The organism is Paenibacillus sp. GCM10023252 (genome assembly GCF_042653305.1).
In the GTDB taxonomy this organism is placed as follows: Bacteria; Bacillota; Bacilli; order Paenibacillales; family Paenibacillaceae; genus Pristimantibacillus.
In genome coordinates, this window is sequence record NZ_JBHSHW010000009.1 from 153,275 (window position 1) to 171,333 (window position 18,059).

Consider the following 18,059-nt stretch of genomic DNA (forward strand, 5'->3'; position numbering starts at 1 on the left):
GGTCGCCCTGGAGTTGCCTGATGCTGTCCGTATAGAGGACAGCGAAGTCAGGCCGGCTGCAGCCGTTATCTGTACTCGAGTGCCGCGCCTGCGTTCAGGATGCGGAATCAAAGGTGGTACCACGGAAGCCAGACCTTTCGTCCTTTGCTATAGGGCGGAGGTTTTTTTATTTTTCTCAGATGAACTTGTGGAGGATGAACGTGATGTCAGAGAACGAGACGACAACGACAACCGCTATGCCAACAACCTACGACCCGAAGGCGGCGGAACACAAATGGTATGAATTCTGGAAGGCAGGGAATTACTTCGAGGCAGGCAGACGCCCTGAAGCGAAGCCATTCACGATCGTGATTCCACCTCCTAACGTAACGGGCATGCTCCACATCGGTCATGCGCTCGACTTCACGCTGCAAGACATTATGGTTCGGTCCAAGCGGATGCAGGGCTATGATGCGCTGTGGCTGCCAGGAACAGACCATGCGGGAATCGCAACGCAGACGAAGGTGGAGCAGAAGCTTCGTGAGCAAGGCATATCGAGATATGACCTAGGCCGGGAGGCCTTCCTGGAGCAAGTATGGCAATGGAAGGAGCAATATGCGGCTACGATTCACGAGCAATGGGGCAAGATGGGCTTCTCCCTCGACTATTCCCGTGAGCGGTTCACGCTGGATGAGGGATTGTCTGCGGCGGTGCGTGAAGTATTCGTTCGCTTCTATGAGAAGGGTCTGATCTACCGCGGCAAGAAGATCATTAACTGGGATCCTGCTGCCCGCACAGCTCTGTCCGATATTGAAGTGGAATATAAGGAAGTAACGGGCGGCCTCTACCACCTCCAATATCCTCTCAAGGACGGCGGCGGCTACATTACGGTCGCGACTACACGTCCAGAGACGATGCTGGGCGATACCGCTGTAGCCGTTCATCCCGAGGATGCAAGATACAAGCATCTGATTGGTCAGCTGCTGGTGCTGCCGATTATCGGCCGTGAGATTCCAATCATTGCTGATGAGTACGTGGAGCAGGACTTCGGGTCCGGTGCTGTTAAGATTACACCAGCGCATGATCCGAACGACTTCGAGGTTGGTCTGCGTCACAATCTGCCGCAGATTATCGTGATGGATGAGACAGGGACAATGAACGAGCAGGCAGGCCCTTACCAGGGTCTCGACCGGGCCGACTGCCGCAAGCAGATCGTGAAGGATCTGCAGGCCTCCGGAGTATGTGTGCGCATCGAAGAGCATGTGCATCAGGTTGGCCATAGCGAGCGAAGCGGAGCCGTCGTCGAGCCGTATCTGTCTACACAATGGTTCGTCAGCATGAAGCCGCTGGCGGATGCCGCTATTGATGCGCAGAAGTCAGGCAAGGGTGTGAACTTCGTACCGGACCGGTTCGAGAAGACGTATCTCGGATGGATTGAGAATGTCCGTGACTGGTGTATCTCCCGTCAACTATGGTGGGGCCATCGTATTCCTGCATGGTACTGCGAGGGCTGTGGTGAGATGCATGTTGCCCGAGAAGATGTAACGTCCTGCTCGGCTTGCGGCAGCACCTCGCTGCGCCGGGATGAGGATGTGCTGGACACTTGGTTCAGCTCAGCTCTGTGGCCGTTCTCAACGCTTGGCTGGCCAGAGGAGACCGAGGATCTGAAGCGATTCTACCCGACTGCTGTTCTTGTGACCGGATATGACATTATATACTTCTGGGTTGCTCGGATGATCTTCACCGCGCTCGAGTTCACGGACCAGATTCCGTTCCAGGATGTACTCATGCATGGCCTCGTTCGTGACTCGGAAGGACGCAAGATGTCCAAGTCGCTCGGCAACGGGGTAGATCCGCTTGAGGTTATCGAGAAGTATGGTGCGGATGCGATGCGGTATATGATCTCTACCAGCAGCACGCCGGGGCAGGATCTGCGCTTCCGCTGGGAGAAGGTGGAGCAGGCACGCAACTTCGCGAACAAGATATGGAATGCTTCGCGCTTCGCCTTGATGAACCTTGAAGGCATTACCGCTTCGGATATTGATATTAACGTGAAGCTGAGCACTGCAGACCGGTGGATTCTTCATCGCCTGAATGCGACAGCTAGAGACATTACGAGATTGATGGACGGCTATGAATTCGGCGAGACCGGTCGTCTCCTCTATAACTTCATCTGGGATGACTTATGCGATTGGTACATCGAGTTCGCTAAGCTCAGCCTGTACGGCAGCGACGAGCAGGCGAAGCGAGCGACGCAGTCTGTATTAGCGTATGTGCTGGACCGCACGCAGCGCCTCATCCACCCATTCATGCCGTTCATCTCAGAGGAGATCTGGCAGCATCTTCCTCATGAAGGCGAGACGATCACGCTTGCTCCATGGCCGGTCTATGAACCGGGCTTAGAGGCTCCTGAGGCCGTTAAGGAGATGGAGCTGCTCATGGAGATGATTCGCTCTGTGCGCAACATCCGCTCCGAGGTGAACGTGCCGATGAGCAAGAAGATCGAGCTCATGATTCGCCCTTCCAGTGAAGCGGAGCAAGCGATTCTCACTCGCAACGAGGAGTACATCGCGAGATTCTGTGGTACATCGAAGCTGGAGATCGGTACGGCGCTATCTGCTCCGGACAAGGCGATGACGGCTATCGTTACCGGAGCCGAGCTGTACTTGCCGCTTGCGGGCTTAATTGATATCTCTCAGGAGATTGCTAGGCTGGAGAAGGAAGAGCAGTATCTCATGTCCGAGGTTCAGCGCGTAGAGAAGAAGCTGTCGAATGAGGGCTTCGTAGCTAAGGCGCCTGCGAAGGTCATTGAAGAAGAGCGTGCGAAGATGCTGGATTATGCGGATAAGCGCACCAAAGTGCTTGCGAGAATTGCTGAGCTTCGAGGCTAGCGTCATTGATGAAGTAATTGGACGTATGAACGGGAAGAAGCAATTGGAAGAGGAAGAGGATAACAGGATGACACAACCTATACCAGGAGGGGCCGCGGCCCCTCTTCATACCTATCAAGAGGCTGTGGACTGGATTAACGGGTTAATCCCGTTCGGAATCCGACCAGGCCTCGACCGTGTGAAGGAATTGATGGATCGGCTGGGCAATCCGCAGCGCAGACTGAAGTTCATTCATGTAGCAGGAACGAATGGCAAGGGCTCCACATGCGCTTATCTGACAAGCGTCCTGCTGGAGTGCGGCTATGATGTGGGAACATTCACTTCTCCCTACATAACGAAGTTCACGAACCGCTTCCAATATAATGGCAAGGATATTGAGGAAGAGACGCTGCTGAAGCTTGCTGGCGAGCTGAAGCCGCATGTGGAAGCTCTTGCGGCGACGGAGACAGGTTCTCCTACGATGTTCGAGGTTGCCACTGCACTTGCCATTCTGTACTATGCGAATGTGACTTATCCCGATTATGTCGTATGGGAGACAGGGCTTGGCGGCAGGCTGGATGTGACCAACATCGTCACGCCGATCGTATCCATCATTACGAATATCGGACATGATCATATGGATATACTGGGCAGCTCGATTACAGAGATTGCCAGGGAGAAGGCTGGTATCATTAAGCCGGGCGTCCCGGTCATCAGCGCCGTCACCCAGCCGGAGGCTATTCAGGTCATCCGCGAGACGGCCGAATCCAATCGGTCTACTCTATATTTGTACGGAGAGAAGTTTCACATGACCCCTGTTGCGGTTAAGGAAGACGAGCAGCAGTTCGAGTTCCAGGGACTGTTCCGGAGTATTGGGGACTTAGCCATCACGCTGAATGGAGAGCATCAGCTGCTCAACGCTGCCGTTGCCGTCATGACGCTGGAAGTATTAAGACAATATTATGCGCTAATTATGGAGGATGACGATCTCGCTGGAGGCTTGCGCAAGGCTGCATGGCCTGGAAGGCTTGAGATGGTCAGCCGGGAGCCACGAGTCTTGCTGGACGGTGCGCATAATCCTGAAGGGGCAGAGTCGCTGGCAAGATCGCTCACGAATACGTATACCTATGATCGATTACATCTTATGATGGGTATGCTGGAGAATAAGAATCATCGTGATGCTCTCAAGCATATACTGCCAATAGTGGATACGTTAATTGTGACCGAGCCTGACTTCCGCAAGAAGATGGATGCAGAGTCTCTAGCCGAACTTGTTCGCGAGCTTGCGCCTAACGCTTCATTCGAGCTTATCGTTCAGCCGGATTGGCAGAGTGCTCTCCTCCAGCTGCAGCAGCTTACCGAGTCCCGCGATCTCGCGGTCGTTACTGGAACACTATATTTGATAGCCGATGTTCGCTCCCGCTTATTGGACAACACGGATTCTGAAAAAGGTTGGTGAACCGTCTTTGAATACGGCAGAACACGTTCATTTCATCGGAATCGGCGGTTACGGGATGAGCGCTATCGCCCGCGTCATGCTGGAAATGGGATATAAGGTGACGGGCTCAGATGTCGCCCGTCAAGAATTAACAGAGAAGCTTGCGGCTAAGGGCGCAAGCATCTATATCGGCCATGAGCCGGGAAATATTAAAGGGGCAGATCTTGTTGTCTATTCGACGGCCTTGGCTAGAGACAACGTAGAGCGCAAAGCAGCGGAAGACTTGAACATTCCGGTGCTTCACCGTGCCCAAATGCTTGCAAGGCTCATGAATGCCCGCAAAGGGGTAGCTGTTGCCGGCGCACATGGCAAGACGACTACGTCGTCCATGATCGCCCTGGTCATGGAGACCTGTAAGGCGGACCCGACCTATATTATTGGCGGTGAGATCGTCAACGTAGGAACGAATGCAAAAGCAGGCAAAGGGGATTATGTCGTAGCTGAGGCGGATGAGAGTGACGGCTCCTTCCTCCAATACCATCCGACCCTGGCGGTCGTTACGAACATTGAACCGGATCATCTGGAGAACTATGAAGGGGACTTCGGCAAGCTGAAGGCGGCCTACGTGCAGTTCCTGCAGCAAGTGAAGCCAGGCGGCAAAGCGATCGTCTGCTCGGATGATGAGACGGTAGCAGAGCTGCTGCCGCAGCTTCATGACCCATCGCAGATCATTACGTACGGCTTCGAGGCGGGTGCAGACTATCGGGCAGAGGGGATGCTCCTCGGTGACCGTAAGGCATCCTTCCAGATGACGTATAAGGGCAATCTGCTTGGAAGAGTCGAGCTGTCTGTCCCTGGCAAGCACAATGTGTACAATGCGATGGCTACCATCATTACTTGCCTTGAAGCAGGCTTGTCCTTCGATGCTGTCGCACAGGCGATTCAGCAATTCCGCGGGGCTAAGCGGAGATTCCAGGTGCTGGGGGAAGTGAATGACATTCTTGTCATTGACGATTATGCTCATCATCCGACCGAGATTGAAGCGACGATCTCGGCAGCCAAGTCGACAGGCAAGCGGATCGTGGCGGTGTTCCAGCCGCAGCGATATACACGAACCTTCTTCTTGCTGGAGCAGTTCAGCCGCGCGTTCGCCGAGGCGGATGAAGTCATTATTACCGACATCTACTCCCCAGCTGGTGAGCAGCAGATCGAGGGTGTTCACTCGAAGAAGCTGGTCGAGATGATTCGTCAGAATAGTAATGCCAATACAGAGTACTTCCCGACCAAGGAAGAAGTGCTGACGTATCTAACCGGACGCGTCGCACCCGGCGATCTCGTCGTAACGATGGGAGCAGGGGATATATGGAAGACTGCGGATGCGCTTGCTAAGCATTTGAAGTCTCAGATCTAGATTTATTTTATAGAAGCTCCCGCCCGGGCCAAGTCATATGACTTGCCGGTCAGGAGCTTCTTTTTTTTGTACACAGGTGCGGCAGGGCATTCATAACTCTCTCAATAAGTTCATAGAGTAGTAGTAGATAATGGGACAAGGAGAGATGGTCATGAATGCCAAGTCACGTATTACCTTCCGATTCGACCAAGAGGGCGAGGCCAAGCAGCAGCAGACTCCGCTGAACAAGGAATCTCAGCTGAAGCCATCCGAAGCCCCTGTTAAGGGCGCCCCGCTCTATGGAGAAGAGCCTTCCTATACATCTGAGATTAGTCCGTGGAACTCTCCCTTCCAGGATGATGTTCATGCGTTGGAACAGTATATTCGCAAGACGGATGAACGAGCTCCTGCTGCGCCATCGCTGCCGCCGATGCCAATGCCAATGCCAGTTCTGTCCGCTGAACGGACAACGCCCAAGTCACTTCGGGCAGTAGAGGAGCTGTCACCTGCTGCCGATTCTGCCTATGCTGCCTCAGCAGGTCCCGCTGTCTCTGCGCCAGAACGGTTCGCGGGACCTCTAGGACGTGAGCATGAGCATAAGCATGAGCATAAGCATGAACATGAGCCTCTCATCTACCTCGTCGAAGAGAATTCTCCCCATCATCCATTCGATGAGTATAGGTTGGAAGAGGATCTGGGTGAGGGGAAGGGTGGAGGATTGTTCGATGTATCGGATTCCTCTCGTTATACAGCTAGGAAGCCATCCAGAGGCCCCTCATGGATGAATGTGTTCTTATCGGTGTCTGGTGCTCTTGCGACTGGAGCAGTGTTCGGTTATCTGCTTCTCTCCTTATTCACCGGCCCTTCTATCTGGTCTCCAGACCAATCGAATCCGGATGCTGCTCCAGTAATAGGTAATGAAGATAAGCCAGCTGGTAACTTAGGTCCAGTCGTTCAGCAGCCAGACGAAGTGGTGCAAGGAGAAGGAACTGCTGAAGGAGGGACAGCTGCTGACTGGGCACAAGTTGCTGTACCTGGTGTCAGCTATCAGCTGCTGCAGTATGGTGTCTTCAGCAATCAAGAAGGACGTGACTCCGCCCTGGCCGGGCTTCGTGAACAAGGCTATGCTGCGGCTTGGCTGGAAGCCGGCAACGACTATCATGTCTACGCAGGGATGGCTGAAGACCGCAGCCGAGCGATGGCACTCAGTCATCAGCTCGAGGGCATGGAGGTCTATGTGAAGCAGGTAGACTTGCCTGCGCTGCGTGCACTTCCCTACGAGGGAGATGCTAAGTTGTTGTCAGCCTTCCTGAATGAGACGAATGAGCTCATTGCGATGCTAAGCGAGCTTGCCTTAACTCAGCTCGAGCAGCCATCCTTGACTCCAATCGGACAGGCAGCTGCCGAGAGCTGGAAGTCGAAGCATCAGAAGTGGACGCAGGATGTCGAGGCGGCGATTAAGGGGCTCAAGGATGAAGCTCAGAGAGATGCGGCAACTAAGCTTACACAAGCCGTGAATACAAGTGCGATCGCGTTAGTAGAATATGACAAAAAACCATCCAAATCATTCCTCTGGTCGGCACAATCCGCTCTGATGGAAGCTGTTATTACGCAAAAAGGATGGTATGAGTCCATTAGCGCATTGTAATGCCGCCATAACCTGCGTATAATAGATTCAGGTGTCATTTCATGGCGAGAGGCGTTGAAAGATGAAGAAAAACGGCTGGATTCTCATGCTGTTCCTAGTGCTCGGTCTATTGGCCGGGGCATTATGCGCGAGATGGCTTGAGACGGTTCCCGGACTATCCTTTCTAACTCAGACCATCGTGTCATCCTGGTCACCTGCTGTTGATCTGTATGTGCTCAGCTTCGACCTTAAGGTTCATGTCAACTTAAGCTTGTTAAGTATACTAGGCGCCATTGTGGCGATATGGATCTATCGCAAACTATAGGAAGCAGGCACGTATTATGACTTCTTCAACCGAATCATTCAGCCAGCTCGTGCTGGCTTCCTCTTCTCCGCGCCGGCAGGAACTGGTCGCATCTCTGGGCCTCTCCCTGCCGGTTCGTATTATGTCCACGAACGCTGATGAGACCATTGCTCCTGAGTGGACACCACAGCAAGCGGTTCAGGAGCTTGGATTGCTCAAGGCCCGTGCCGCATCCGCAATGCTGGACAAGGAGACCGAGGCAGGACGTTCTCTTATCTTAGGGGCCGATACAATCGTCGTGCTAGATGATGATATTCTAGGTAAGCCTAGCGATGTCGAAGAGGCGGTATCCATGCTGCAGCGGCTGCAAGGCAGAATTCATCATGTGTATACGGGTGTTGCCTTGGCAGCCAGCAATACCGGCGAAGAGACATCAGCTTATCGTATGACACAAGTGATGATGAAGCCGCTCACTCTGGAGCAGATTCGTCGCTACGTTGACACGGGCGAGCCGATGGACAAGGCGGGAGCCTACGGTATTCAAGGCCTTGGCGGGGTATTGATCGAACGGATAGAAGGCTGCTACTTCAACGTGGTGGGCCTTCCTCTATCCTTGCTGTCGGACATGCTTGCTGAGCAAGGTGTGCGTGTCATCTAACGGATATTCACTAATCAGAGTATGAATGAGGGCAGGGATTGGACATGGAGACGCAGTCTTACTTATTGCGTGATGTCCCCCATGAAGACCGACCTAGAGAACGCATGATGGAATATGGGGCTGAAGCGCTGAGCCATGCTGAATTGCTGGCCATCCTGCTGCGTACAGGTACGCAGCAGCAATCGGCTGTGCATGTAGCTGGTAATATTTTAAAACAATGTGGAAGTTTGCGTAACCTTATGGACATGAGCATGGATGAACTGACCGCGATCAAGGGGATTGGCACAGCCAAAGCTCTTCAGCTTCGTGCCGGCATCGAGCTGGGACGCAGAATGGTCAGAAGCCAGCTCGGCGATGTTGTCACAGTCCGTAAGCCCGGAGACGCCGCAGATTTTATTATGGAAGAGCTTCGGTACCTGAAGAAGGAACATTTCGTCTGCTTGTTTCTGAATACGAAGAACCATATCGTCGCGCGTGAGACCTTGTCCGTAGGGACGCTTAACGCCTCTCTTGTCCATCCGCGCGAAGTGTTCCGCGCAGCCATTAAGAACAGCAGTGCATCGATTATATGTGCGCACAATCATCCGAGCGGTGATCCTACGCCTAGCCCAGAGGATATTGCGCTTACCAGGCGTCTCGTGGAAGCGGGGGAACTGGTCGGTATCGAGGTGCTTGATCATCTCATTATCGGCGACGGCCGTTTCATAAGTTTGAAGGAACAAGGAATTATGTAATATAATAAGTGAGATTGTCGCAATTCAGAAGGGAGTTTTATTATGTTTGGTGGTTTCTCGAAGGATCTGGGAATTGACTTAGGAACAGCTAATACACTGGTATTCGTTAAGGGAAAAGGAATTGTCGTGAGAGAGCCCTCGGTGGTTGCTCTGCGTACCGATACAAAAACAATTGAGGCGGTAGGGGAAGACGCGAAAAAAATGATTGGCCGGACGCCAGGTCATATTCGTGCGGTAAGACCGATGAAGGACGGAGTAATTGCAGACTTCGAGACGACGGCAACGATGATTAAGTACTTCATTCGTCAAGCTCAGAAGCAGCGCTCTCTGTTCCCTAAGCACCCGAATGTCATGATCTGTGTCCCTTCGGGCATTACTGCTGTTGAGAAGCGTGCGGTCGAGGATGCCGCTAAGCAAGCGGGTGCACGTGAGGCGTATACGATCGAGGAGCCGTTCGCGGCTGCGATCGGCGCCGATCTTCCCGTGTGGGAGCCGACAGGCAGCATGGTCGTTGATATTGGCGGAGGAACAACAGAGGTAGCGGTTATCTCGCTTGGTGGTATCGTAACGAGCCGCTCTATCCGTGTAGCTGGGGATGAGATGGATGAAGCGGTTATTCAGTACATTAAGAGATTGTACAACCTGATGATTGGGGAGAGAACTTCCGAGCAGCTCAAGATGGAGATCGGCTCAGCAATGCCGCTCGATCAGCCTGAATCGATCGAGATACGCGGTCGTGACCTCGTATCCGGCTTGCCGAAGACGCTTGCGATTACTTCAGATGAGATCTGCGAGGCGTTGACCGACACCGTTAACTCCATCGTCGATGCGGTCAAGATTACGCTAGAGAAGTGCCCGCCAGAGCTGTCTGCCGACATTATGGACCGTGGCATTGTGCTTACAGGCGGCGGTGCGCTATTGCGTAACCTGGACAAGCTGCTTCAGCGCGAGACTGGCATGCCTGTTATCGTTGCGGATAATCCGCTTGATTGCGTAGCGATTGGCACGGGCCGTTCGCTTGATCATATTCATCTCTTCAAGAACAAGGGCGGTTCCGGTCGCTCTAAGCGTTAACATGTTAAGGCGAACAGCCAGGCAGAGAGAGAAGATAGAAGAATAGGCAGGTGATCGAACTGTATAGACTGATGCGCAATAAGCGGCTATTTATGCTTATGATCGGTTTTATTCTGTTCATAGCAGTCATCGGTTTCTCACTCAGCGACCGCAAGGGTCTCACTTGGCCGGAGAAGTTCATAGGCGATACGGCCGCTACCGTACAGCAATGGTTCTACACGCCCGCTGGTTATATAGCGGGCTTCTTCCACGATATCGGCAATCTGCGCACGATATATAAGGAGAACGAACAGCTTCGCTTGACGGTAGCCGCCTATTCGCGTGATAAGATCAACTATAACTTCACGCAGAAGGAGAACGAGCGGTACAAAAAAGAACTAGAGTTCACCGAGGCCCAAAAGAAGCTGTATGACTACAATTACTTAATTGCCCAAGTAGTGGCAATCAGCAATGATCCATATAATCGAACGATGAGAATTAACCTTGGTCTTAGAGACGGCATCAAGGAGAATATGGCAGTAACGACGGTTGATGGATTGGTAGGAATTGTGAGCAAGGTAGGAGAAGTGTCCGCTACGGTCATGCCCATTACGGAGCTTAATGATGAGTCTCCTGACACGAATCCAATCGCAGCGACGGTCATGGGCAGAGAGAATGAATCATTCGGGATTATAAGCTCCTACAATCAAGAGACCAATCGACTGATGATGACCCGGATCGATGAGAAGGACAAGATGGCCGTCGGTGATACGGTGCTGACTTCCGGGCTTGGCAATGTCTATCCTAGAGGAATTATTATCGGAACGGTAGAATCTCGAGCGGTTGGTGACTTCGGCCTCACCCATACCGCATCCGTTAAGCTTGCGGCTGACTTCGACCATCTGACGGAAGTGTTCGTCGTGGAGGTACCGGCACAATGACGATGAATCGACTGGTCGCCCTCATGGTTGTGATCTTCCTCTTCGAGAGCGCAGTGATGCCCTGGCTTATTCCAGTGGGCATGGGCAGCCGAATCATCCCTCACTTCACCTTCGTATTCATCATCCTCGCCGCTCTGTATAATGGCCGCCATGCGGCGCTAGTTCTTGGCATTGCATTCGGCTTCCTCCAGGATGTCGTCTTCTATGGTCACTTGCTTGGCCCGTATGCCTTCGCGATGGGACTAATCGGCTACTTAACCGGTCTGGTCATGAGCCGGAAGCGCAGTACGATGCTCATGGCTATGACTATTGTCGGGCTAACAAGCCTCATGCTTGACAGCCTAATCTACTTCATCAACTATGTGTTCCGAATTACGAGCGAATCGTATGTGTGGGCGCTGCTGAACCATATGATTCCGAGCGTATTCCTTCAGCTAGCATTTGCTCTGATCTGCTATATCCCTGCGAGAAGATGGAACGAGGGTCATGTGAAGAAGAAGCCGGAGCAAGAGTCGGAATAATCGGGGCAGTCAGGCAGGAATTCGAAGCTTCGAACAGAATGGAATAGGTTGGGGAGGGACAGACGTGACCGAGAAACAACATATTATGATCAAGGGCGTCAAGGAAGGTCTCGTGTTCCTTCTCGACGATCAATGCGAATTCGAAGCCTTGCTGGATGAACTTCAATACAAGCTGGAGAAGACTCATCAGCAGCTGCTCGCAGGGCCTCTCGTTCATGTTCAAGTGAAGCTTGGCGGACGAAGGTTGTCAGAAGAGGACAAGGAGCAGATCAGAACCGTCATTAGATCACAGGGGAATCTCCTCGTTCAATCTATCGATTCTGAAGAAGATGCCGCAGCCAGCCGATTGCCCATTCCCCCTAGTCTCAAGGTAATAACAGGGATGATTCGATCCGGTCAGACCGTCGAGCATGATGGTGACATTCTGCTGCTTGGCGATCTGAATCCGGGCGGTACTCTTCTATGTACGGGAGATATCTATATATTAGGCGCCCTTCGCGGGGTAGCGCATGCTGGAACCGAAGGCAAGGCCGATGTTATCATAGCAGCTTCCTTAATGCGTCCTACTCAACTGCGCATAGCTGATATGATTAGCAGACCTCCAGAGGAATGGATGACTGGCGATGCTGCAATGGAATTCGCTTATCTAAGCGAAGGTCAGATGAAGCTTGACAAGTTGACACAGTTGCACCGACTGCGCAAGGATCCGATAGTGTTTAAAGGAGTGTAGAACATGGGAGAAGCGGTTGTCATCACTTCGGGTAAGGGCGGTGTCGGCAAGACGACGACATCAGCCAATCTAGGAACGGCATTAGCGCTGTTAGGCAAAAAAGTATGCATGGTCGATACCGATATCGGCCTGCGTAATCTAGATGTGGTCATGGGATTGGAGAACCGCATCATCTACGACTTGATTGATGTAGCGGAAGGGCGCTGCCGTCTCCAGCAAGCGCTAATTAAGGATAAGCGATTCGAAGAGCTGTTCATGCTGCCAGCCGCGCAGACGAAGGATAAGAGCGATGTGTCCCCCGAGCAGGTTCGAGATATGATTACCGAGCTCAAGGGTGAGTTCGACTATGTCATTATTGACTGCCCTGCAGGAATCGAGCAAGGATTCCGTAATGCCGTAGCCGGTGCGGATCGGGCGATTGTCGTCACTACCCCTGAGAATGCTGCTGTACGGGATGCGGACCGCGTCATCGGCCTGCTGGAGCAGTCCCAGATTCCCTCTAAGCTTATTATTAACCGCATTCGTGCCAACATGGTGAAGAGCGGGGAGATGCTCGACATTGATGAGATCTGTCAAGTGCTTGCGATCGACTTGCTCGGCATCGTACCAGATGATGAGAGAGTCATTAAGGCAGCGAATGCCGGGGAGCCCACGGTGATGGATCCAACATCCCGCGCAGCAATTGCCTACCGGAATATCGCGCGACGAATTCTTGGCGACATGGTTCCGCTCATGCCACTGGAAGAGAAGACGGGCGCCTTCAAGCGGTTCCGCAAGTTTCTCGGAATAGGATGACGGAATCGTGCTGAATAAATTCAAGAAGATAGACTGGGGTATCGTGATCATCCTGTTGGTGCTGATGATCATCAGCACCATTGTCATTCGAAGCGCAACGTATAACACCCCTAAGTTTCATGGCTTTGACATTAAGACGCTCATTTACTTTGGCTTAGGTTTCTTTATTGCCTTTGCTGCTTCCATGATCAATTACCGTGTCTTCCTTAAGGGATGGTATGTCCTGTACGCGATAGGAATTACACTCCTCATTACGGTGTACTTCTTCGGTGCGGAGATTAATGGGGCTAAGGGGTGGTTCCTGCTTCCAGGAGGCTTCTCCTTTCAACCGGCAGAGATTATGAAGATTATTCTAATCATTGGCATAGCCTATATTATGGGCCGAAGGCAGGGCGATCGGCTCACTCTAAGTCGGGATTTGCTTCCCATTGCGGCCTTTGCCTTCCTGCCATTCATGCTCATCGTCATCCAGCCTGACTTGGGTAACGCTATAATCTACCTGGTGATCGTGCTTGGTATGCTCTGGATCGGCAACGTCAAGTATACCCATGTTCTCATTGGTCTGGCGGCTGTTATTGGAGGACTAGTGTTGTTCACGATGCTGTTCAACACCTTCAATACTGACATTAAGGATTATCTTGAGGATAATGATAAGGGCCACTGGTACAAGCGGATCAATACTTATATCAATCCGGAAGAAGCATCCGATGATGATAAGCATCAATCCGAGAAGGCTAAGATCGCGATTGGTTCGGGAGGTCTCAGCGGCGACGGCTATCTGAAGGGGGATATGAAGAACGGGAACTTCATTCCGTATGTGTATTCCGACTCCATCTTCGTCGTCATAGGGGAGGAATTCGGATTCCAAGGTGCGGCCATCCTGCTGCTGCTCTACTTCTTGCTAATCTACAGAATGATCATTATCGCCTTCCAATGTTATGACCGAAGAGCTTCTTATATCGTCATTGGTATAGCGTCTATGTATGTATTTCAGATTTTCCAGAACATTGGAATGATGATTGGATTGATGCCAATTACTGGAATTACACTCCCATTCATCTCCTATGGCGGAACTTCGCTATTGCTCAATATGCTTAGCATAGGCATTGTGTTCAGCATCAAGTCGCACCAAGAGGTATATGAGCTCGCAGACTGACTCACATTCGGCCATCTAGACTGTCCACCTAAGTTCAACTCGTTGAGCTGGAGGGCAGTCTTTTCTTTTTGTTCGCAATGAACAACGGTAGCGGTACAAATTTGGTCTTCATACCTCATGACATTCAGCCCTCCAACAGCTATGCTGTTAACAAACCTGACGTTAAGGGGTGAGTAGGATGGCGATTCCGTTAGATCTAGTGATTAGAGGGGGCACTGTAGTCCTCCCAGGGCAAGTGAAGAAGCTGGACATAGGGCTGTCTAATGGGAAAATAGCTCAATTGGCGGACTGTATATCCGACCCTCATACGGAGGTTATAGAGGCGGAGGGACTAACGATCATGCCGGGTGCTGTGGATGTTCATGTCCACTTCAACGAACCCGGCATGGGTGCTTGGGAAGGGTTCGAGACCGGATCGGCCGCCCTGGCAGCGGGAGGCTGTACGACGTACTTCGACATGCCGCTGAATGGGCGGCCGCCGACGGTGACGGTTGATGCCCTGCTCCTTAAGCGATCCATTGCCAAGGGGAAGTCCTATGTGAATTATGGCTTCTGGGGAGGACTGGTCCCGGGCAGGCTGGAGCAGCTTGCACCTCTTGCAGAGGCTGGTGTCATCGGATTCAAGGCGTTCATGTCCTCGCCAGGGACGCATGAGGAAGGAGACTTCCGCGAGGTCGATGACTTGTCCCTCATGCGGGGGATGGAATATATCGCACAGACCGGATTGGTTCTAGCCCTTCATGCAGAGAGCGAGCCGCTGACAGCTGCTCTCACCGCGGAGCTTAGAGGGCAAGGGAGGACGGACTACGCCTCGTATGCCATGTCTCGGCCCATAGAAGCCGAGCGGGAAGCGGTACGAAGAGCGCTGTACTTCGCGGAGGAGACGAATTGTCCCTTGCACTTCGTCCACATTAGCAGTGCTGCTGCCGTACGAGATATAATGGCCGCGAAGAGAAGTGGAAGGAATGTGACACTGGAGACCTGTACGCATTACCTGTCGCTAACGACGGAGGATATGAGGACGATTGGAGCGACAGCCAAGTGTGCTCCACCGCTTAGAGATGCGGGTAACAAGGAAGAGCTATGGTCTCTGCTTGCAGAGGGGGCTATAGATATGGTTAGCTCCGATCATTCACCTTGTCCGCCAGAGCTTAAGGAGCACCCCGATTATTTCGCCATCTGGGGAGGGATATCGGGCGCGCAGCATACGCTGGAGCTCATGCTGGATGAAGGCTGTCGGAGGAGGGGAATTCCGCTTCCGCGATTGGCTGAGGTGTTAAGCTCAGCGCCGGCCGGGCGGTTCAATCTTAGTCACTGCAAGGGATCTATTCAGATTGGAATGGATGCTGATCTCGTCCTCATTGATCTTAATCATGCATACAAGGTTAACAAGGAGCAATTATATGATCGACATCAACAGAGCCCCTATATCGGCAGGGAGATTAGCTGTAAGGTCATCCGAACGATTAGCGGGGGACAGACGGTATATGAAGCAGAGGGCAGCGGAAGGGATGGGCATGAGGCTTCATTCACGTTCCATGATGCAGCGGCAAGGGAAGTGAAGCCGCTTCAGGGCAATCATGCTGATGGACCGTATATTAGCGTAACGGAGGGACATCCCGATGACCAGAGTAACATCTAATCAACTTGCCAAGCAGGCTGTACTTGAATGGCTGCGAGAGCAGGAGCAGCCCATTACCCAGATGGTTCAAGCTCTCGTAGCTGTCCCATCGGATAATCCAGCCGGCGATTGCAGAGCTATCGCTGCAGAGACCGTCTCGCAGCTCGCGAAGCTGGAGCTGTCTCCCCGCTTGCTGCCTGTTCCGGAGGAGATTGCAAGGCAGGCCGGGATGATTGCCGCTGACAACGTAGTTGCTGAGCTGCTGCTCGGCAGCGGTGAAGGTCCCGTCATCATTCTGAATGCACATGGTGACGTCGTGCCTCCAGGTGAGGGCTGGACGATGGATCCGTACGGCGGTGTCCTGCGGGAGGGCAAGCTGTACGGACGAGGGGCAGCCGTGTCCAAGTCCGATATTGCGGTCTATACGTATGCCGCTGTTGCCTTGCGGGAAGCGGCGCCTGGGCTTAACGGCAAGATTGTGCTTGCCTTCACCTACGATGAGGAGACCGGCGGTGAGATTGGCCCGCAGCGCCTGCTGCAGAGCGGACAATTGCGAGGCGATTATGCCATCTGCGCGGGCTTCACGCATGCAGCCGTGAATGCGCATAATGGGTGCTTGCACGTCGAAGTGACCTTAATCGGCAAGTCAGCTCATGCCGCAATTCCGCACACCGGCCAGGATGCGGTGCAAGCGATGACGGAGCTGTTAATGGGGTTGTATCGGTATCGGGATGAACTGTCTGCTAACGTGTCCCGTGTTAAGGGCATTGAGCATCCTACCTTGACCATTGGCCTCATTCATGGAGGGATTAATACCAATGTTGTGCCGGACCTCTGTACCATACGAATAGATCGCCGCATTATACCCGAGGAGAACCCGGAGCAAGCAGAGCAAGCCCTCCTAGAGCGCATCGCTCAGTTAACCGCAGGCATGGCAGGCATCAGAGTGGAAGTGAAGCGAATTATGCTGGCAAGGCCATTCGGGCCGGTTCCTGAAGATCATCCTCTGCTCCTCAAGCTGAGCCGCAACTGGTCCGAGCAGATGGGTGGTGTCCTTCCCGTGGAAGGGGTTCCGCTGTATGCGGACGCCCGGCATTTTGCCGAGGCTGGAATTCCGACTGTCATGTTCGGAGCGGGACCGCGGACGCTTGAGGAGGCGAATGGTCATCGAGCGGATGAGCACGTTAACGTGGATGACCTGCAGGCTGCTGCTCGAATCGTGGCGCTCACGCTGTATGATCTACTAGACGAAGGAGTGGATTCCCTGTGAGAATTGTTGTACTAGACGGACTAACCGCTAATCCCGGAGATCTAACATGGAAGGCATTCGAGGAGATGGGAGAGCTGCAGGTGTACGAACGAACCTCTCCATCCGAAGTAGCTGAGCGGGCGAGAGGGGCGACTATGATACTGACGAACAAGACACCTCTGCCTGCAGAGATTATTGCACAGCTTCCCGAGCTGAAGTATATAGGCGTACTTGCGACCGGCTATAACGTGGTAGATACGAAGGGAGCTGCTGAACGAGGTATCGTCGTAACGAACGTTCCGGATTACAGCACGATGTCTGTCGTCCAGCTCGTATTCGCCTTCCTGCTGGAGCATTGCCATCACGTCCAGCGCCATGCCGATGAGGTAGCGGATGGCGCTTGGGAGAGCTGCGCCGACTTCTCCTTCACGAGCTTCCCTCTCATGGAGCTCGCCGGCAAGACGTTCGGCATCGTCGGCTATGGGCAGATCGGCCAAGCGGTTGCGCGGGCAGCGCTGGTGTTCGGGATGAAGGTTGCCGTTCATACCCGGACAGTCAAGACCATTCCTGGCCTTGAGGCGGTTCAGTTCGTCTCCTTGGATGAGCTGCTCTCCTGCTCCGACGTCCTCTCCCTGCACTGCCCATTAACACCGGAGACGCTGGGTATCATTAATAAGACGAATCTAGCTCGAATGAAGCCTAGTGCATTCCTCATTAACACCGCACGCGGCGGCCATGTTGTAGAAGCGGATCTGGCGGATGCGCTGAATCATGGCATTATTGCCGGAGCAGGACTCGATGTGCTGAACGCTGAACCGCCGGCTCCGGGGCATCCGCTCATTCGAGCGAGCAATACCTTCATTACTCCTCACATCGGCTGGGCGACTAAGGAAGCGAGAGCTCGTCTCCTGCAAGTGGCTGTAACCAATCTGAAGTCGTACCTCTCCGGCCGGATTGTGAACCGAGTGAACTAGGCAAGGCTAGATCACATAC

At 53.0% G+C, this 18,059-nt stretch carries 16 protein-coding genes; all 16 read left to right on the forward strand.

The annotated features are described in order from the left end of the window. The first annotated feature begins 203 nt into the window (after positions 1-203). The 16 genes from ACFO9Q_RS06655 (at position 204) to ACFO9Q_RS06730 (ending at position 18,040) form a co-directional block, all read left to right on the forward strand. Positions 204-2,870 carry a valine--tRNA ligase gene (locus ACFO9Q_RS06655; RefSeq protein ID WP_379179988.1) on the forward strand — a complete coding sequence of 889 codons (2,667 nt, stop codon included), beginning with the start codon at positions 204-206 and terminating at the stop codon, positions 2,868-2,870. A 67-nt stretch (positions 2,871-2,937) separates the two neighbouring features. Beyond that, entirely contained in the window at positions 2,938-4,308 is a 1,371-nt protein-coding gene (locus ACFO9Q_RS06660; protein ID WP_379179990.1) for a bifunctional folylpolyglutamate synthase/dihydrofolate synthase, read from the forward strand. A 7-nt stretch (positions 4,309-4,315) separates the two neighbouring features. After that, positions 4,316-5,698 (forward strand): UDP-N-acetylmuramate--L-alanine ligase, encoded by a 1,383-nt coding sequence (gene murC / locus ACFO9Q_RS06665; RefSeq protein ID WP_379179992.1) that lies wholly within the window; start codon positions 4,316-4,318, stop codon positions 5,696-5,698. A gap of 151 nt (positions 5,699-5,849) precedes the next feature. Then, positions 5,850-7,325, forward strand: a complete 1,476-nt coding sequence (locus ACFO9Q_RS06670) for a hypothetical protein (RefSeq protein WP_379179993.1) — start codon at positions 5,850-5,852, stop codon at positions 7,323-7,325. 61 nt (positions 7,326-7,386) lie between these two features. Further along, a complete protein-coding gene (locus tag ACFO9Q_RS06675) occupies positions 7,387-7,629 on the forward strand; it encodes a DUF4321 domain-containing protein (protein WP_379179994.1) in 243 nt (80 codons plus the stop codon). 16 nt (positions 7,630-7,645) lie between these two features. Then, a complete protein-coding gene (locus ACFO9Q_RS06680; RefSeq protein WP_379179995.1) occupies positions 7,646-8,266 on the forward strand; it encodes a Maf family protein in 621 nt (206 codons plus the stop codon). 44 nt (positions 8,267-8,310) lie between these two features. Beyond that, positions 8,311-9,000, forward strand: coding sequence for a RadC family protein (radC, locus tag ACFO9Q_RS06685; protein ID WP_379180606.1), 690 nt, complete (start codon positions 8,311-8,313; stop codon positions 8,998-9,000). Between the two features lie 42 nt (positions 9,001-9,042). Next, positions 9,043-10,074, forward strand: a complete 1,032-nt coding sequence (locus ACFO9Q_RS06690) for a rod shape-determining protein (protein WP_379179997.1) — start codon at positions 9,043-9,045, stop codon at positions 10,072-10,074. A gap of 50 nt (positions 10,075-10,124) precedes the next feature. Further along, a complete protein-coding gene (gene mreC / locus ACFO9Q_RS06695; protein WP_379179999.1) occupies positions 10,125-10,994 on the forward strand; it encodes a rod shape-determining protein MreC in 870 nt (289 codons plus the stop codon). Next, entirely contained in the window at positions 10,991-11,515 is a 525-nt protein-coding gene (gene mreD / locus ACFO9Q_RS06700; protein WP_379180001.1) for a rod shape-determining protein MreD, read from the forward strand. The genes mreC and mreD overlap by 4 nt, the downstream gene beginning before the upstream one ends. An 85-nt stretch (positions 11,516-11,600) precedes the next feature. After that, entirely contained in the window at positions 11,601-12,245 is a 645-nt protein-coding gene (locus ACFO9Q_RS06705) for a septum site-determining protein MinC (protein ID WP_379180608.1), read from the forward strand. 3 nt (positions 12,246-12,248) lie between these two features. Then, on the forward strand, positions 12,249-13,040 hold the full coding sequence (minD, locus tag ACFO9Q_RS06710) for a septum site-determining protein MinD (protein WP_379180003.1): 792 nt from the start codon (positions 12,249-12,251) through the stop codon (positions 13,038-13,040). 7 nt (positions 13,041-13,047) lie between these two features. Next, positions 13,048-14,196 carry an FtsW/RodA/SpoVE family cell cycle protein gene (locus ACFO9Q_RS06715; protein ID WP_379180005.1) on the forward strand — a complete coding sequence of 383 codons (1,149 nt, stop codon included), beginning with the start codon at positions 13,048-13,050 and terminating at the stop codon, positions 14,194-14,196. A 178-nt stretch (positions 14,197-14,374) separates the two neighbouring features. Then, positions 14,375-15,838 (forward strand): allantoinase AllB, encoded by a 1,464-nt coding sequence (gene allB / locus ACFO9Q_RS06720; RefSeq protein ID WP_379180007.1) that lies wholly within the window; start codon positions 14,375-14,377, stop codon positions 15,836-15,838. Further along, positions 15,819-17,087, forward strand: a complete 1,269-nt coding sequence (locus ACFO9Q_RS06725) for an ArgE/DapE family deacylase (RefSeq protein ID WP_379180009.1) — start codon at positions 15,819-15,821, stop codon at positions 17,085-17,087. The genes allB and ACFO9Q_RS06725 overlap by 20 nt, the downstream gene beginning before the upstream one ends. Continuing rightward, entirely contained in the window at positions 17,084-18,040 is a 957-nt protein-coding gene (locus ACFO9Q_RS06730; protein ID WP_379180011.1) for a D-2-hydroxyacid dehydrogenase, read from the forward strand. The genes ACFO9Q_RS06725 and ACFO9Q_RS06730 overlap by 4 nt, the downstream gene beginning before the upstream one ends. Positions 18,041-18,059: the final 19 nt, after the last annotated feature.

Bases quoted from the DNA above. Each gene is read 5' to 3' on its own strand.
- radC (WP_379180606.1), top strand. From the start codon at position 8,311: ATGGAGACGCAGTCTTACTTATTGCGTGATGTCCCCCATGAAGACCGA.
- ACFO9Q_RS06690 (WP_379179997.1), top strand. From the start codon at position 9,043: ATGTTTGGTGGTTTCTCGAAGGATCTGGGAATTGACTTAGGAACAGCT.
- ACFO9Q_RS06705 (WP_379180608.1), top strand. From the start codon at position 11,601: ATGATCAAGGGCGTCAAGGAAGGTCTCGTGTTCCTTCTCGACGATCAA.
- ACFO9Q_RS06660 (WP_379179990.1), top strand. From the start codon at position 2,938: ATGACACAACCTATACCAGGAGGGGCCGCGGCCCCTCTTCATACCTAT.
- ACFO9Q_RS06675 (WP_379179994.1), top strand. From the start codon at position 7,387: ATGAAGAAAAACGGCTGGATTCTCATGCTGTTCCTAGTGCTCGGTCTA.
- mreD (WP_379180001.1), top strand. From the start codon at position 10,991: ATGACGATGAATCGACTGGTCGCCCTCATGGTTGTGATCTTCCTCTTC.
- minD (WP_379180003.1), top strand. From the start codon at position 12,249: ATGGGAGAAGCGGTTGTCATCACTTCGGGTAAGGGCGGTGTCGGCAAG.
- allB (WP_379180007.1), top strand. From the start codon at position 14,375: ATGGCGATTCCGTTAGATCTAGTGATTAGAGGGGGCACTGTAGTCCTC.
- ACFO9Q_RS06670 (WP_379179993.1), top strand. From the start codon at position 5,850: ATGAATGCCAAGTCACGTATTACCTTCCGATTCGACCAAGAGGGCGAG.
- ACFO9Q_RS06655 (WP_379179988.1), top strand. From the start codon at position 204: ATGTCAGAGAACGAGACGACAACGACAACCGCTATGCCAACAACCTAC.
- ACFO9Q_RS06725 (WP_379180009.1), top strand. From the start codon at position 15,819: ATGACCAGAGTAACATCTAATCAACTTGCCAAGCAGGCTGTACTTGAA.
- ACFO9Q_RS06680 (WP_379179995.1), top strand. From the start codon at position 7,646: ATGACTTCTTCAACCGAATCATTCAGCCAGCTCGTGCTGGCTTCCTCT.